We start from the raw sequence: 16,922 nt of genomic DNA on the forward strand, positions 1-16,922 counted from the left end.
AATAAAAAAATAAATAACATCCATAGATTTAATTAATTAAAACAAACAACACACAGCAAGTACCTATAATTAAATTAATTTTAAAAATTCCATCTAAATTATAGTATTTTTGGATATGATTTTTTTTGATTTTCATCATCACCATAAAAATATTTCTTATGGAATTTACAATTTAAATGTAGAGGACATTCCATCTGACATCCCCTATTCAGCGGGAATTCACCCACAGGACATCTCTACGCATTCCATTGCAAACCAACTCAATTGGCTATATTCCGTAGCCTCTTCAGAAAATTGCATTGCTATTGGAGAATGCGGTTTAGACGGTTTGATTTCAGTAGATATGAATCTTCAGGAAGAGGTGTTTTTTAAACAGATCGAATTTTCAAATGAGATAAAGAAACCATTGATTATTCATTGTGTCCGAAAATATTATGAGGTTATTTCTTATAAAAAAAAATCAAAGCAAGCCATGATTATCCATGGTTTTAATAAAAAACAATCTATTGCCGAAGATCTCCTGAAAAATAATTTCTATTTAAGTTTTGGAAAAGCTGTTTTGTATAATTTATCTTTGCAAAATACTTTAAAAATTGTCCCTTTAGATAAAATCTTTTTAGAGACTGATGATCAGGCTTTTGAGATTAAAGATTTATATCAGAAAGTAGCTGAAATAAAGGACATTTCTATAGAGAAACTTAATTTACAGATTTTAGAAAATTTAGATACGATAAAAAATGGATAAATTTTGGCTGGAGAGAACGGAACTGCTGATTAAAGAGGAGGGGCTCACCAAATTAAATAAAGCCTCAGTTCTTGTTGTTGGTTTAGGAGGAGTAGGTTCTTTTGCTGCTGAATTTCTGGCAAGAGCAGGAGTAGGCCATATGACAATTATAGATGGGGATACGGTAGATATCACCAATATCAACCGACAGCTTCCGGCCTTACACTCTACTATAGGGCAACATAAGGTAGAAGTAGTAGCAGAAAGACTGTTAGATATCAATCCTCAGCTTAATCTTATTAAAATCAATGAGTTTCTGAACCCGGAAAGAATGGATGAAGTATTGGATTCCGGAAAGTTTGATTATATCCTGGACTGTATTGATAGCGTAACTCCCAAGCTATGTCTCATCAAAGCAGCACGAAAAAGAAAAATAAAGCTGATAAGCTCCATGGGAGCCGGAGGAAAGACCGACCCCAGTAAAGTAATGGTAAGAGACATCAGTAAAACACATAATTGTTTCTTAGCAAAACAGGTCAGAAAAAGGCTCAAAAAAGAAAATATCCACAAAGGGTTCCGATGTGTATTTTCCAATGAATTACAGAAGGAAGAAAGTCTGAAAATGACAGACGGTAGTAATTTTAAAAAATCATTTTACGGAACAATCAGTTTCATTCCTGCTGTTTTCGGATTGTATGCTGCTGCCGAAGTAATCAATTATTTAGTGAAAAAAGACTGATGCATCACTCACGATATACCCGAAAGGAAAAATTAAAAAAAACCAATGAAATCTCTTTACTTTTTGAAAAGGGAAAATGGAAAACGAGTGGAAATCTGAGAATTATCAATTTAAGAAATACAGAGGATCTTTCTTTAGAAAATACAAAATTCGGCGTTTCCGTGTCTAAAAGATATTTCAAAAAAGCAGTTCACAGAAACAGAATAAAGAGATTATTAAGAGAGGCTTATCGTTTAAATAAAGATCTATTTAAAGAAGCATTCGGAGAGAAAACGATTGCTATGCTTTTTTGGGCATCTTCGGAAATACCAACTGGTTTTCAGGAGGTTGAAAGCCAGTTTATCAAACTTTGTTCTTCGGTTAAAAAAAATTAGTTATCCGGGCAGTTTTCGTAACTTGGGAAAAACTTTAATCTGAAGAAATCATGTTAGACCACGTTTCCTATTTCAATTATATTTTAGGAGCTTTTATCGGTATTGGCTTAGCCGCTGCAACGGGATTCAGGGTATTCCTTCCTATGTTCGCCGTAAGCCTTGCCTCTTATTTCAACTGGATCCCAATAAATGAGCAGTTTGAATGGTTAGCCAGTCTCCCGACTCTTATCACTACAGGAATTGCAACGGTTGTTGAGATCCTTGCCTATTACATTCCTTATGTAGATCATTTACTGGACAGTCTTTCTGTTCCTTTAGCAACTATCGCTGGATCTGTTTTATTTGCCAGCCAGTTTGCAGATCTGGGAACTTTTCCTCAGTGGGCATTAGCATTAATTGCAGGTGGCGGAACGGCTGCTACTATCAGTTCAGGGTTTGCCGGATTAAGAGCAGCTTCTACAGCGACAACAGGGGGGCTGGGAAATCCTATAGTAGGAACAACTGAAACCGCAGGGGCCGGCCTAATGGCAATTATGGCAATGGTTTTGCCTGTCCTGGCTGCTATATTTGCTGTTATCCTCATCGTGTTAGTCTGGGTGTATGGCCGTAAAATATGGAGAAAGCTAAAGACAAATAAGAATAATAAGTAATAAAAAATGGACAAGAATTTTTCTTGTCCATTTTAGTATTTTTTTGCTTTACTTCAGTATTTATTTACTCTTTATTTCCTCCACGGATTGTTTTGATTTCCTGAATTTTACCTTCAAAATAGTCTTTTCTTTCAGGATACTTTTTCACTAATATATGGAAAGCATTTGTCGCTTTTGTATATAGTTTCTGTTCAAGATAAAGATTTGCTAGGGTCTCAGTCATTAAATGTGAAATATCATCCGTTTTTTCCTTTACAACATAGTTGTTCTCGTCCTTCAGCTGAGTGATTTTAGGATTATTTTCAATAAAAGAATCAATGGCTTTAATCTTATTCTGGGCTTTTTCTTTTTCTATTTCCTCTGTACGGTCAATCTTCAGCCAGCTTTGCCATGTATTGATAAATCCGGGAATATTACTGTCTGAAGAAATCGGCTCTGTAGCGGCATGCTGTTTAGTTTCCTCCGGCTGCTCCTTCTCTTCTTCTTTATTAATTCTTAAACTCGAAATATCTGAACCAAAGAAAGACACATTCATTACCGGAACATCTGTTTCTTCCACTTCTATAACATTCTCTTCTTCTTTTTCTTCATTTACTTCTGCAACAGGTTCCTCTTTTTGAGAGATTTTCGATAAAGCTTCTTTTTGTTCAGCTTCAGGAGCTTCCTTTAACTGAGTCTCCTTTTCTTTCTCCTGAACGGGCACAGGCATTTCTATTTTATTGATGAAAGAATCCGGAATATTTGACTCTAATACCATAGGTTTCCATGTAGACTTTACCTCTTGGGTATCAGACAGTTTACCTTTATCCTCTTCAATAAGTTCTATTTCCTTAATCTCATCACTTTTACTTTCATTTCCCCTGTCAGATATCTTATTATCAGGCTGGATATCTACTTTAGGTTTTTCGGAAGGTCTTAGTGTTTCCACATGAAAACTCTGGGTATCAGCAAAGCTAATTTCATGGCTTTCTGACTCTTCTTTCTCCCTTTCTTTTTCAGAAATAGACCCTTTACTCATCTTCATCTTTTTTTCCACTTCGTCGATAAGTCTTCTCATTTCCTCCTCATGTTTATTAACATTGGGTTGAGAAATTTCCGATTGCATGGATTCCGTTTCATTCGTTGTCTGAATCTTAACATCCGGTAAAAAAGAATCCGTTCCATGAAAGCTCAGCTCTGAACCATCATTGATCTCTGTCTTTTCTGCTTCTGTAGAAATTTCTTCTTCGTTGATAATTACTTCAGGGGTTACTTCCTCTTCAACCTCATTAGTAATCTCCTGCTGATTCTCAACTATTGCTTTCTCTTCATCTTCTATAACTTCTTTTTCCTTTTTTTGAGTGACAATTACTCCGGATTCTAAAGTAGACTCCAGATCAATTGTTTCTGAATGGTCTTCCTCTAAAAAGTTTTCTTCCCCTTCAAAAAGTATCCTGTTTCTTTCCCCATTTACATATATCAGCTTATTTTGAGGAGGTATATTGTGAATAGGAATCTGTTTTTGATCTTCCTGTGTAGGTGTTTTTTCAGCCAGAGGTTCTTCTTCCTGAATGGGAACAGGCTCTATAACAGCTTTCTTCTCTTGTTCTATTATAACGGGTTTCTGAATTTCCGGAATTTTACCATTGATCAGCTGATAAAGAATCTTCTTCTCCGTAGTATAGGCTGCAGTAACGGAAAGCTCTTTCTGATAATTTTCCTGATCAAATAAGTGAACACCATACAAATGAAGTGCTCTGATGTTTTGAATATATGGGAATGAATCTATTTCTCCTTTCAGAAGCTGAATATCTTCCGGCTGGATATTTTTCGGGTCCTTTAATAATTCTAAAACTCTGGAATTCATCTTACCAATTTGCTACAATATCGTTAAATATCTTATTAATAATCCTTTCATTTACAATCTTCACCTGGGAGTTTTCAATATCACTCTGAGACAAACTGCTGTTAAATACAGCCTCATCAGAATAAGTTCTGTCAAAGCTGAGATCAGGATGAAGTTTATTTTCATAATGAACTTTTACAGTGATTGTAAGTTTATTCTGAGACTCCTGCACAGTTCCTCCTGTACTGGTCGTCGTTGTTGTTGAGCTAATTGTCGTAGGGGTAATTGAATAATCCGTAATCTCCCCTTCGATCAAAATATCCGGATTTTCTTTAGTCCCTTTTAACGTGGTTCTCTGTAAGAACCTGTTTTGAATATCTGTAGAAAATTGCTGTGACAAGGAAGGGTTAACCAAAGCCGCATTGTTTGGAAATTCATTAATCTGAACAGTTTTCTCATCCTTTAGGGAGGACCCCGTAAAGCTATAGCATGATTTCAAAACACTTAAAGAAAGAAACAAGGCCATTAAAATCCCTAATCTTCCATATTTTTTGTTACTATTCATCTTTTTCTTTTAATCCGATTTCTTTGATCTCATCATACCCGATTTGCTGAATAGCATCCTCAAAGGCAAAATAATGAGTCGTATAATAATAAGGCATTGTCACTAAAAGCCCAATCCCACAGGCAAGAACCCCAAGCTGAGCAAGGAAACACACAACAATTGCAAATAAAAATATTAATAATAAATTATTTTTTGTCATGACTTTAGACATATTCCATGCTGTTTTAATATCCGTTGTTTTATTCAAAGATATTAATCCCGGTATATAAAAACCTTTTAAAGCAAAATAAAATATAGCAAAAATAAAAGCAGCTAAATAAAGAAACATAAACAACACCATAAAAACAGATGATGCTTCATTTCCTCCGCCTATTCCCCCCAGTAATCCTGCCATAGGTATAAAGATAAAGAAAGGAATATAAAGAGCAAAAAATCCTCCGATAATAATTAACTGCAGTATAAAATACGGCATGAAATCATCGAAATTAAAAATTTCTCCGGCACCCACCATTTCTCCTCTATCTAACTTTTTGCAATATTTATAAAAGTTACCCATTGCCAAAAGCCCGCAAAGGGGGATTATTGCCATAATCATACAAAAGAAATAGGCCAATATGAAATTTCCAAAATCTTTCTTTATAAGTTCTAAACCCTTGCTCAGATAATCATTAAATTTAAACTCCACAGGTTTTACTACGCTTCTCATCATTTATTTTAAGTTATATATGTTTTTTTAGCTTTCCAAGTTATATTGTTTTATTTTTCTGTATAATGTCCTTTGGGAAATCCCTAATTCTTCTGCGGCTTTATTCCTGCGTCCTTTATGTTTTTCCAAGGCCTTAACAATAAGATCTTTTTCATTATTCTGAAGAGAGAGGGATTCTGGCTTTTCTTCTTCTATTTCAATATCTTCGATATCTTCATAACTATCATCAGGATTTGAAATTATGGTAGGATTCTGAACAGTGGTATTATTTCCATTTTCAAAATACAGCAGGGATCCTGAATTGGAAGACTGTGAGGGTTCCTGAGTATAGATCCTGTTGATCAGATTTTTTTCCTGATTACTTAAATCTGAAGTGCCTCTGTTCTTGATAAGCTCTGATGTTAAAGACTTTAAATCATTAATATCATTTCTCATATCAAAGAGGATTTTATACATGATCTCCCTATCACTGGCAAAATCGTTCTGCTTAGGAGCATTCGGAGTACTTACAACCATAGGAAGATGTGATTCCATAGGAATGTATTCCGCCAGCTTTTCAACTGTAATATTTCTTTCTCTTTCTACTACCGTCATTTGCTCCACCAGATTTCTCAGCTGGCGAATATTTCCGGGAAAAGTATAGCTTTCTATATAATGTACTGCACTGGGTTCCAGTTCTAACTCAGGCATACGGTATTTCTCAGCAAAATCTATAGCAAACTTCCTGAATAACAAATGGATATCCCCTTTTCTTTCTCTTAAAGGCGGCATATCTATCTGGACTGTATTCAGACGGTAATAAAGATCTTCACGGAATCTTCCATCCTGAATAGCTTTCATCATATTAACATTGGTAGCAGCAACAATTCTCACATTCGTTTTTTGGACCTGAGAAGATCCCACTTTCATGAATTCACCGCTTTCCAGCACCCTCAAAAGACGGACCTGAGTTTGCAGAGGCAATTCACCCACCTCATCCAAGAAAATAGTTCCCCCATCTGCTACTTCAAAATACCCTTTTCTGGTTGCTGTAGCTCCCGTAAAGGCACCTTTTTCGTGCCCGAATAATTCTGAATCAATAGTTCCTTCCGGAATTGCTCCACAGTTAACTACAATATAAGGCTGATGTTTTCTTCGGGATTCTGAATGAATAATTTTAGGAATAAATTCTTTTCCTACTCCACTTTCCCCGATCACAAGGACAGAAATATCTGTTGGTGCTACCTGAATAGCTTTTTCCAAAGCTCGGTTTAAAGCCGGATAATTTCCAATGATTCCAAAACGGGTTTTTATATTCTGAAGTTCTGACATGTTCAATAAGATTTAGTAGTAATACTATTTGAGCATAACCGGTCAAATTATTTGACTGTCTCCCCTAAAAGTGTGCCCTGAGTATTATCAAAGACAAAAACATCCACAATGTCACCAATCTTCTGCCCTTCCAGTTTATCAAACACGCAGACAGCATTCTGAGAATTTCTTCCCTTCCATTGATTTTCATTCTTTTTGGATGTTCCTTCAATTAAAATTTGATGTACTTTTCCTGTATAGGATTTCATTCTTTTTCTGGATAGTTCTCCCTGTAAGGCAATTACTTCTGCCAAACGTCTCTGTTTTACGTCTGCAGGAATATTATCTTCCATTTTTTTATGAGCCGGCGTTCCCGGTCTTTCCGAATATGCAAACATATAACCGTAATCGTATTCGACTTCTTTCATCAGACTCAATGTATCCTGATGATCCTGTTCTGTTTCATTACAGAAGCCTACGATCATATCCTGTGAAAAAGCAATATCGGGAACAATCTCTTTTGCTTTATGAATCAGCTCCAGATATTCTTCTCTCGTATGTTGTCTGTTCATAGCAGCCAGCATATTATTGCTTCCACTTTGAACCGGTAAGTGAACATATTTACAAATATTCTCATGTTTTGCCATCACTTTGAATACCTCCAGACTCATGTCCTGAGGATTTGATGTAGAGAATCTTATTCTTATTTCCGGAACGGCATTCGCCACCAGATCAAGCAGCTGAGCAAAATTAACTGCCGTAGCTTTCTGCATTTCGGAAGCCTTTTCAAAATCTTTTTTCGGACCTCCGCCATACCATAAATAGGAATCTACATTTTGTCCCAATAAAGTAATTTCTTTATAGCCATTGCTCAAAAGGTCCTGACATTCCTGAATAATAGAATGCGGATCGCGGCTTCTTTCTCTTCCTCTCGTAAATGGAACGACACAAAAGGTACACATATTATCACATCCTCTGGTAATGGTAACAAAAGCTGTAACACCATTTCCTCCCAGACGGACCGGATTGATATCCGCATAAGTTTCTTCTTTGGAAAGAATCACATTAATTGCATCTCTGCCATCTTCAGTTTCTTTTAAAAGGTTAGGCAGATCTCTATAGGCATCAGGTCCAACCACTAAATCTACCAGCTGTTCTTCTTCCAGAAATTTAGTTTTCAGCCTTTCAGCCATACAGCCTAATACTCCAACAGTCATATTGGGTCTTTCCTTTTTAAGGTTTTTAAATTGGGAGAGGCGCATTCTTACTGTCTGCTCCGCTTTTTCACGAATAGAGCATGTGTTTAAAAGTATAAGGTCTGCCTCTTCCACTTTCAAAGTAGTATTGTAACCCTGCTCATTCAAAATAGAAGCAACAATCTCAGAATCAGAAAAATTCATCTGACATCCGTAGCTTTCCAAAAACAGTTTTTTAGAGTTTTCTGCTCTTTCTGCAATAGCAAAAGCTTCTCCTTGTTTTGTTTCGTCTATATATTTTTCCTGCACTTTCGTAAATGATATTTAGTCGTTAAGAATCCGATTAAAATGATTAGTTTGCAAAGATACAAAATATTGTGCCAGAATGGCAGAAATTATCTCTGGTAAAATTTAATTGAGAAACTGATAGGAAAAGCGATTCTTTCTTTTATCGGTATATTGGAATATAGTGCCGGTTTCCAGACTTTTTTCAACCTAACCAACGCCCTCATGAAATCTTTATTAAAATCCCGGTCATATATTGTAGGATAAATTCTTGCATTTACAATTCTTCCGGATTCATTGATATAAAATTCCAGATTTACGTCTCCATTGATATGATAATCAGAAAAAAGAGCCATAAAATTATCATGAAATTCTTCCTCAAATACTTTTGGACCTCCGGGGTATTCTGCATGAATAATGAAATTATCTGCATTATAGTTTGGGCTGTAATTGCTCATCAGATCATATGGATAAACAATAAACTCGGTAATCGCTCCTATCTTTTTTCCTTTCACTTCTGCGGGTGTCCAGTTTTTAAGATTTTTAAGGATTTCCATGGACAGATCATAAGCACATTTATTTTTTGCAATATTGGCCGTATCATTATCTTTTATAATCTTAACTGCAGCATCCTTTGTAACAATAATTCTGGGCTGATAAATTTCTTTCTTATCACATTCATTGAATGTATTTATACTTAAAAACTCATGGGCATCTTTATAAAGATTTACCATTCCTCCTTTATAAAAATCCTGATCATGAGGATATTCATCTAAAACCTGTGCTTTAAAAGAAGTTATTGTACAAACTAAAATCAATAACAGAATTTTCTTATAATTCATAATCAGATATTTTCAATCTTTTCGACAACCTTTATTTACAAATTTACATTATAAAAGAAGAAACTCCACTTAAAAGTGAAGTCTCCTATATTAATTCTTTATGATGTATTTATAATACTTCAATCTGGTTTCTCAAAAGATCTTCAAACTCATCTCTCTTGCGGATAAGATGGGCTTTTCCATCCATGAATAAAACCTCAGCAGGTTTTAATCTTGAGTTAAAGTTGGAACTCATCTCAAATCCATAGGCTCCCGCATTGTGAAAAGCAAGGATGTCTCCTTCTCTTACTTCATGAAGTTTTCTATCCCATGCAAAAGTATCTGTTTCACAGATATTTCCTACAACAGTATAAATTCTTTCCGCTCCTTTAGGATTGGATAAGTTTTCAATAACATGGTAGGAATCATAGAACATGGGACGGATCAAATGATTAAATCCGGAATTCACCCCTACGAAAACGGTAGCTGTAGTTTGTTTAATAACATTTGCTTTCACTAAAAGATATCCGCTTTTTCCTACTAAGAATTTTCCCGGCTCAAACCAAAGTTCAAATTTTCTTCCGGTAGATTTGGAATATTCTGATATTACTTTTTCCACTTTTTTACCCAGCGTTGCTACATCCGTTTCTTCTTCATTATCCTGGTAAGGAATTTTGAAACCACTTCCCATATCCAGATACTTCAGATTCGGGAAATGTTCTGCAAGGTCAAGCATGATGTCCAATGCCTGAAGGAAAACCTCAGGATCTTTAATCTCACTTCCTGTGTGCATATGCAATCCTTCTACATTCAGATTGGTGCTTTTCATAATTCTTTCAATATGACGAAGCTGATGAATGGAGACTCCGAATTTACTATCGATATGTCCTGTAGAAATCTTATAGTTTCCACCGGCAAAAATGTGCGGATTGATTCTCACAAAAATAGGATAAGAATCTCCATATTTATTTCCAAACTGCTCCAGAATAGAAATATTGTCTATATTAATATGTACTTCAAACTTCATAGCCTGTTCTATTTCTTCCAGGTCTACACAGTTGGGAGTAAACAATATCTTTTCTTTAGGAAATCCGGCCTTCAGACCAAGTTTTACTTCATGAATAGACACACAATCCAGAGAAGCTCCCAGGTTCTTTATATATTTTAAAATATTAATATTCGTTAAAGCCTTTGCTGCATAAAAGAACTTTGTGTGTTTTAAAAAAGAAGATGTAAGTTTTTCATATTGTGTTTTAATAGATTCAGCATCATAAACATACACCGGCGTGCCATATTCATTGGCAATTTTTAGCAAATCTTTTGAGTTCATAATTTAATTAAGTAAAACTTCTTTTTTTATTAAGAAAGTACAAATGTAAGGAATCAAAATTTTATTTTGGCAATGGTAGTGTCTCAAAATCACCACGAAGCAGTGCCAATTGCAATTCATTATTTAAATCAACCGACTGTAAAGGAAGATCTATTTTCAATTTTGAAATTTTACTCATGGTCTGAATCTGCGTAAACAGCTCATAAAAACCATAAGATTCTACTTTTCCATTTTCTATAATAATGAATAATTTCTCTCCCAGCTTTCTTCCTGATCCCAGCCAAATTTCATTTCTTTTCTTAAATTCTATTTTCTGTCTGAAAACTGCTTCATCATTAAACACTTCCTGTTTACTTATGAATTGTACAGCTTTTGTTCCCTGGGTAAAGGATCGGAATTTAAGAATAGGTTTTTCCAGCTTATTCAGTTTATTTTTTTCAACAATATATTTATTATTTCTAAAATAGAGTCCAAAGGGAAGCGCTTCTCTTTTTTTTATGTTTCGCGAATTCAGTATCAGCTTAGCAATAGTGTCTGTTCCGGTAAGCTCATAATTAATCTGCTCTACCCCTCTCTGCAGCTCCTCCCATTTCTTAGATTTAGAATTAAATATTTTTTTGGAAAACTTATTAATATCCTGAACATGATCAGAAAAAATGATTCTTCCCGCCTCATCCTGAAAATAAATAAATCCTTTTTCATTAGGCAAATCCTGCGTTAACTCTTTGATTTTGTTAATATATGTTTTCGCATTGGTCTCATCGTGCTGCTTCTGGATAATTTCGTTTTCTGTATCCTTGGATATCAGCAATTTAAACAGTTCAAGAGTTGCCCTAGCATCTCCTTCTGCTCTGTGATGGTTAGTAAGGGGAATTCCCAACGATTTCACCAGCTTTCCCAGTGAATAACTCACTTCCTCAGGCACCAGCTTTTTAGCTAACGGGATAGTATCTAATGTATTGATTTTAAAGTCATAACCCAGTCTTTTAAAAGACTGGCGAAGCATACGGTAATCAAAATCTATATTATGACCGACCAAAGTAGTATTTTCCGTAATTTCAATAACTCTTTTAGCAATTTCATGAAATTTGGGAGCGGTTTTAACCATTTTGGGAGTAATATTAGTCAGCTTCTGTACAAAAGGAGTAATATCACTTTCGGGATTCACCAAAGAAAAAAACTGATCAGTAATCTTCTGACCATCATATCTATAGATGGCAATATCAATAATGCTTTCTTTTCTATACCCTGCACCATTACTTTCTATATCTATTATCGAATACATTTAATCTGTGTGTTAAGCTAAAATACTAAAATTATGTTAAAAACATGATAAAGCATCAGAAGAGTTAACATTTTAAAACTTTTTCGTTTCTATTTTTTCCGTCCCCCTAACCCAAACATTCCTAAAATAGCTTTTGCACCTTCACGCATCAACGTATTTGTAAATGTTTTTCCTGCTTTACTTTGCAGAACCTGCTCAAACATTCCCGGTTCTTCTTTTACCGTTCTTGTTTTTTGGGTAGGCGCTGCCGTTTGCACAGCCTGTTCCATTCTGCTTACAAGGATTTCATAGGCTGATTCTTTATCAATAAACTGCTCATATTTAGCTACTAAAGCTGATTTACTTACTAATTCCGTGACCTCAGCATCATTTAATACATCCATTCTAGATTCCGGAGAAATAAGATAGGTATGCACTAAAGGAGTAGGTATTCCTTTTTCATCCAATGCAGTAATAAAAGCTTCCCCGATTCCCAGATTTTGAATAAGGGTTGAAGCGTTATAAAATTCTGTTGTAGGATAGTTTTCCACCGCTTTGGAAATCTCCTTTTTATCTTTTGCCGTAAACCCTCTTAAAGCATGCTGAATTTTCAACCCCAACTGAGAAAGAATACTCTCAGGAACATCTCCTGGAATCTGGGTAATAAAATAAATACCTACTCCTTTGGAACGGATCAACTTTACCATAGTTTCAATCTGGGAAACTAATGCTTTGGATGATTCATCAAAAATCAAATGAGCTTCGTCTATAAATAAAACAAATTTTGGTTTTCCACTGTCCCCTTCTTCAGGAAAAGTCATATAGATTTCAGCAAAAAGAGAAAGCATGAAAGTAGAAAACAACTGAGGTTTATTCTGAATATCAGCTACTCTCAGGATGTTGACCACCCCTTTCCCATCTTTTGTATGAAGCAGATCCTGAACATCAAAGCTCAATTCTCCAAAAAAGCTGGTTGCTCCCTGCTGTTCCAATGCAACAATTGACCTTAAAATAGCTCCCAGAGAAGAAGAGGCAATTGATCCGTAGTCTGCTGCCAGCTCAGCCTTCCCCTGAGGATTATCGGTTACATACTGCAATACTTTTTTCAGATCTTTCAGATCAATAAGTGGCAGCCCTTTATCATCACAATATTTGAAGACAATAGACATAATGCTCTGCTGGGTATCATTAAGTCCAAGAATTTTACTTAATAGAACAGGCCCGAATTCTGTAACCGTAGCTCTCAGTTTCACCCCTTTTTCTCCTGAAATAGTCATCAATTCCACTGGAAATGCCTGAGGAGTGTAAGGTAGTTGTGTTTTCGCATATCTTTCAGAAATATTGGCATTCATTTCCCCAGCTTCAGCAATTCCCGAAAAGTCTCCTTTAATATCCAGTACCAAAGAGGGAATTCCGGCATGAGAAAGCTGTTCTGCAAAAGCCTGCAACGTTTTGGTTTTACCCGTTCCTGTAGCTCCGGCAATAAGACCATGCCGATTGATTGTTTTTAAAGGAATAGTGACGTTAACTTCCGGAACCACTTCTCCGTCCAGCATTCCCTTTCCCAATATTATATGTTCTCCCTTAGGAGTATACCTGGCATTAAGCTCTTCAATAAATTGTGTTTTATTTTCCATTCGATTTTTTTAACTCATAAATATAAAATTTTTTGAAAAATATATCCGTCTTTATCAAATAAGTTTCATTTCTTCTTTACATTGATATTATTTATCAAATAACTTTTTATAGAGACATGATAAAAAACATCCAATCCGTTTTACGTTTTCTTAAACCCTCCTGTTTCTCCTGAAAACCACAGCATTCACTAATATTTAAAACTTCACTACTATTTGAAAATTGATTATAACCATTACCTGCAGTTCAAAAATCCTCATACTTTTTATCTAATACTTTGTATATTTATCTAAAATTTAAAATAGATCCAATGAAAATTGAACAGATATATACGGGTTGTCTGGCTCAAGGAGCCTACTACATAGTATCAGAAAAAGAAGCAGCCATTATCGATCCTCTGAGAGAAATCAAACCTTATCTGGATCGTCTGGAAAAAGACGGTGTTACCTTAAAATATATTTTCGAAACTCATTTTCATGCGGATTTTGTTTCCGGTCATTTGGATTTAAGCAAAAAAAACAGGAGCTCAAATCGTATACGGACCAACCGCAGTCCCTGACTTTGAAGCTGTGATCGCTGAAGACAATCAGATTTTTGAAATTGGAAAAATAAAAATAAAAGTATTGCACACTCCCGGACATACCATGGAAAGCAGTACTTTTCTTTTAATTGATGAAAATGGTGTTGAAACGGCAATCTTCACCGGCGACACATTATTCTTAGGAGATGTAGGCCGTCCCGATCTTGCCCAGAAAGCAGCCAATATGTCTAAAGAAGATCTTGCGGGTGTTTTATATGAAAGTCTGCAAAGAAAAATAATGCCTTTAGATGATACCATTACAGTATATCCGGCGCATGGTGCGGGTTCTGCATGTGGAAAGAACATGCAGAAAGAAACTGTTGACACATTAGGTAATCAAAAGAAAACAAACTATGCACTCAACCAGCCGAACAAGGAATCCTTTGTAAGAGAAGTTCTGGATGGACTAACTGCTCCTCCCAAATATTTCGGAATGAATGTAGCCATGAACAAAGGAGGATACGAAAGCTTTGATGATGTGATGAATAAAGGGCTTCATGCTGTTTCAGTAGAAGAATTTGAAAAAATAGCCGAAGATTCAGGAGCTCTCATTTTGGATACAAGAAACGCAGCAGAATTCCATAAAGGATATATTCCCAATTCAATTAATATTGGTTTAAAAGGAGATTTTGCTCCGTGGGTAGGAACTATGATCGTAGATGTAAAACACCCTTTATTACTAGTTACCGATCCCGGAACTGAAGAAGAAGTTATCACAAGATTAAGCCGGGTTGGTTTTGATAATGTAATAGGTTATTTAGACGGAAGCTTTGAGGCCTGGAAAAAATTGAATAAAGAAACTGACGAGATAAAAAGAATCTCTCCATCTGAATTTGCAGAACAATTTAATGGGGATTCAAAAGTAATCGATGTACGTAAGTTTACTGAATACTCGGCAGAACATATCGACAATGCTTACAATAAGCCATTGGATATGATCAGCGATTGGATTGGCACAATCGATAGTTCCGAACATTTCTTCCTTCATTGTGCAGGAGGCTACAGAAGTATGATTGCAGCGAGTATCCTTAATTCTCACGGAATAAGAAACTTTACTGAGATAGACGGAGGTTTTAACGGAATTAAAAAAACAGAGAAATTTCCAACTTCAGATTTTGTATGCCAATCCAAAACTGTATAAAATGAAAAGAAGTATCTGGGGAATTATTCTCGCGGCTTCTTTCGCATTATATTCATGTAAAACTTCTGCTTCCGAACATGTGGCTAAAGGTAATATAAAGGAAATTGTGAATAGTCCGGAGGCCACTTTAGTGGATGTAAGAATTCCTGAACAGTATAAAGCAGGAACAGCTAATAATGCCGTTAATATTCCTCTTGCAGAAATTGAAAACAATATCGATTTTTTCAAAAAGCAGAAAAATGTAGTGGTATTCTGTAATAGAGGGATACAGGCCGATAAAGCTATTGAAATTTTAAAAAAGAATGGGGTTGAGAATTTATATGATGGAACAACATGGAAAAATGTAAAGGCCATTCAAAACGAAAAACCGGCCAATCACCCATAAAATAAGAATTATGTCACAAAAATTTCAGGAAATCATTAACTCTGAAAGACCTGTATTAATAGATTTTTTTGCTACATGGTGTCAGCCTTGTAAAGTTCAGTCTTCTGTTTTAACGGCTGTGAAAGAGAATATAGGCACGGGTGCAAGAATTATTAAAATAGATGTAGACCAGTATCCTGCCATTGCTGCCCAATATGGGGTTCGCGGGGTACCCACTCTTGCTATTTTTAAAAATGGAGAATTATTATGGAAAGAAAGTGGTGTTCATGATGTCAACACATTAACACAACTTCTAAATCAATATAAATAATAATATTTAATAGACAAAGCCACTTGATTAAAGTGGCTTTTATGCTCTCTTATTTACTTTCCATTAAAGAATAACAATTTAATTAAAAACTAACTCTATATTTAATTTTTGGGAACTTCATCTAAAAAACAGAAAATAAATATATAGAAAAAAGGGGATAAGGTGTTTCAATAATAAATTTCGTGTTATACTTATCAATCAGCTCTTATAAGATTAAATTTTGCATAATCCATGTTTCCTTTATTAACAACTCCTACTGTATAATAACCAAAAGAAACTACAATATCATTCTTTCCTGTTATTCCTGTTATAGCGGTTTCAACCCCGTCAGCTCTAACTATAGAGAGTGTTCCAGACCCTACAGTAGTTCCTTGATTGAAAAATATCTGCCCAGTCTCTAAATTTTCACTTAATCCAGGTAATACGTAAGTATATGTAACTCCAGTCACTGTATCTGTGAATTTTATAATTCCATACCAGGCATCAACAGCACCTCCTGTTCTGTAAAATCTGAATAAATAATCTATGTAACTGGCATTATTGGCAACCAATGCCCCTCCGGGTATTGTAAAATTATATCTTGAGAAATAGTTTGGGTTGTTTACACTTCCTCCTGTTCCCACGCCCAGTTCATTTTGGGTACTATAAAATAGCAAGCTTTCTGATATAGGCTTACCACCATCTGAAGGCGGAGTATACAACATCTTAGACCATTTCTTTCCATCCCAATAATATACCCCTTCAGTATAATTACTTCCTTCTTTCATGTTATAAACTAACGTCCCTGTATGGATTTTATTTTGGCCTAAAGTATCTGAAACAGCTACTAAAGGCTGCAGCCCATTCATATCTTCCAACTCTACTCTTGGAAGTACAAATCCTTTGTTAATTACAGTAGCTTCTCCTGAGCTTGAATCCTGATTACCAACCTGTAATAAAGCCCCTTTTAATGCATGAATATCATCACCATTATTACTAATTACAACTTGTGCTTTCGTTAGGGAAAAACATATTATATATAAGAATAAGATTTTTTTCATAAATTTTCTTGGTTTTTTATAAAGCAAAAATATCACATGTCTCTCCTTAAACATTGTCATTA

At 35.3% G+C, this 16,922-nt stretch carries 16 protein-coding genes and 1 pseudogene; 7 read left to right on the forward strand and 10 right to left on the reverse strand.

What is annotated here, in order from left to right; translation table 11 throughout:
- Nucleotides 1-115 precede the first annotated feature (115 nt).
- From Q0A18_RS09115 to Q0A18_RS09130, 4 genes are read left to right on the forward strand one after another with little or no spacing between them, the layout of a single operon-like run.
- A complete protein-coding gene (locus Q0A18_RS09115) occupies nucleotides 116-745 on the forward strand; it encodes a TatD family hydrolase (protein ID WP_292009842.1) in 630 nt (209 codons plus the stop codon).
- Nucleotides 738-1,463: a tRNA threonylcarbamoyladenosine dehydratase gene (locus tag Q0A18_RS09120; RefSeq protein ID WP_292009843.1), complete on the forward strand. Its 726-nt coding sequence runs from the start codon at nucleotides 738-740 to the stop codon at nucleotides 1,461-1,463. Before Q0A18_RS09115 ends, Q0A18_RS09120 begins: the two co-directional genes overlap by 8 nt.
- Nucleotides 1,463-1,837 (forward strand): ribonuclease P protein component, encoded by a 375-nt coding sequence (rnpA, locus tag Q0A18_RS09125; protein ID WP_292009844.1) that lies wholly within the window; start codon nucleotides 1,463-1,465, stop codon nucleotides 1,835-1,837. Before Q0A18_RS09120 ends, rnpA begins: the two co-directional genes overlap by 1 nt.
- Nucleotides 1,838-1,887: 50 nt before the next feature.
- On the forward strand, nucleotides 1,888-2,487 hold the full coding sequence (locus tag Q0A18_RS09130; protein WP_292009845.1) for a DUF4126 domain-containing protein: 600 nt from the start codon (nucleotides 1,888-1,890) through the stop codon (nucleotides 2,485-2,487).
- A 64-nt stretch (nucleotides 2,488-2,551) separates the two neighbouring features.
- Here Q0A18_RS09130 and Q0A18_RS09135 read toward each other — a convergent pair whose 3' ends face one another.
- The 9 genes from Q0A18_RS09135 to Q0A18_RS09175 all read right to left on the reverse strand — a co-directional run bounded on the left by Q0A18_RS09135 (nucleotide 2,552) and on the right by Q0A18_RS09175 (nucleotide 13,406).
- Entirely contained in the window at nucleotides 2,552-4,333 is a 1,782-nt protein-coding gene (locus tag Q0A18_RS09135; protein ID WP_292009846.1) for a hypothetical protein, read from the reverse strand.
- A gap of 1 nt (nucleotide 4,334) precedes the next feature.
- Nucleotides 4,335-4,838 (reverse strand): LPS assembly lipoprotein LptE, encoded by a 504-nt coding sequence (gene lptE, locus Q0A18_RS09140; protein WP_292009857.1) that lies wholly within the window; start codon nucleotides 4,836-4,838, stop codon nucleotides 4,335-4,337.
- A 31-nt stretch (nucleotides 4,839-4,869) separates the two neighbouring features.
- The gene (locus Q0A18_RS09145; protein WP_292009847.1) at nucleotides 4,870-5,586 is read right to left on the reverse strand and encodes a hypothetical protein; all 717 of its coding nucleotides are present in this window, start codon (nucleotides 5,584-5,586) and stop codon (nucleotides 4,870-4,872) included.
- 24 nt (nucleotides 5,587-5,610) lie between these two features.
- Nucleotides 5,611-6,894 (reverse strand): sigma-54 dependent transcriptional regulator, encoded by a 1,284-nt coding sequence (locus Q0A18_RS09150; RefSeq protein WP_292009848.1) that lies wholly within the window; start codon nucleotides 6,892-6,894, stop codon nucleotides 5,611-5,613.
- 47 nt (nucleotides 6,895-6,941) lie between these two features.
- Nucleotides 6,942-8,378, reverse strand: coding sequence for a tRNA (N6-isopentenyl adenosine(37)-C2)-methylthiotransferase MiaB (gene miaB, locus Q0A18_RS09155; RefSeq protein ID WP_292009849.1), 1,437 nt, complete (start codon nucleotides 8,376-8,378; stop codon nucleotides 6,942-6,944).
- 86 nt (nucleotides 8,379-8,464) lie between these two features.
- Entirely contained in the window at nucleotides 8,465-9,196 is a 732-nt protein-coding gene (locus Q0A18_RS09160; protein WP_292009850.1) for a hypothetical protein, read from the reverse strand.
- Between the two features lie 109 nt (nucleotides 9,197-9,305).
- Nucleotides 9,306-10,505 (reverse strand): diaminopimelate decarboxylase, encoded by a 1,200-nt coding sequence (lysA, locus tag Q0A18_RS09165; protein WP_292009851.1) that lies wholly within the window; start codon nucleotides 10,503-10,505, stop codon nucleotides 9,306-9,308.
- A 61-nt stretch (nucleotides 10,506-10,566) separates the two neighbouring features.
- On the reverse strand, nucleotides 10,567-11,790 hold the full coding sequence (locus tag Q0A18_RS09170; RefSeq protein WP_292009852.1) for a 3'-5' exonuclease: 1,224 nt from the start codon (nucleotides 11,788-11,790) through the stop codon (nucleotides 10,567-10,569).
- Between the two features lie 89 nt (nucleotides 11,791-11,879).
- A complete protein-coding gene (locus Q0A18_RS09175; RefSeq protein ID WP_292009853.1) occupies nucleotides 11,880-13,406 on the reverse strand; it encodes a helicase HerA-like domain-containing protein in 1,527 nt (508 codons plus the stop codon).
- Between the two features lie 308 nt (nucleotides 13,407-13,714).
- Between Q0A18_RS09175 and Q0A18_RS09180 the strand changes: the two are divergent.
- The 3 genes and pseudogenes from Q0A18_RS09180 to Q0A18_RS09190 all read left to right on the forward strand — a co-directional run bounded on the left by Q0A18_RS09180 (nucleotide 13,715) and on the right by Q0A18_RS09190 (nucleotide 15,820).
- Nucleotides 13,715-15,125 (forward strand): annotated as a pseudogene (locus tag Q0A18_RS09180) (MBL fold metallo-hydrolase).
- A gap of 1 nt (nucleotide 15,126) precedes the next feature.
- Nucleotides 15,127-15,510 carry a rhodanese-like domain-containing protein gene (locus tag Q0A18_RS09185; protein WP_292009854.1) on the forward strand — a complete coding sequence of 128 codons (384 nt, stop codon included), beginning with the start codon at nucleotides 15,127-15,129 and terminating at the stop codon, nucleotides 15,508-15,510.
- A gap of 10 nt (nucleotides 15,511-15,520) precedes the next feature.
- Nucleotides 15,521-15,820 (forward strand): thioredoxin family protein, encoded by a 300-nt coding sequence (locus Q0A18_RS09190; protein WP_292009855.1) that lies wholly within the window; start codon nucleotides 15,521-15,523, stop codon nucleotides 15,818-15,820.
- A gap of 194 nt (nucleotides 15,821-16,014) precedes the next feature.
- Here Q0A18_RS09190 and Q0A18_RS09195 read toward each other — a convergent pair whose 3' ends face one another.
- Nucleotides 16,015-16,860 (reverse strand): hypothetical protein, encoded by an 846-nt coding sequence (locus Q0A18_RS09195; RefSeq protein WP_292009856.1) that lies wholly within the window; start codon nucleotides 16,858-16,860, stop codon nucleotides 16,015-16,017.
- Between the last annotated feature and the right edge of the window lie 62 nt (nucleotides 16,861-16,922).

The sequence above is a fragment of the Chryseobacterium sp. genome (assembly GCF_022712095.1).
Lineage (GTDB): Bacteria > Bacteroidota > Bacteroidia > Flavobacteriales > Weeksellaceae > Chryseobacterium.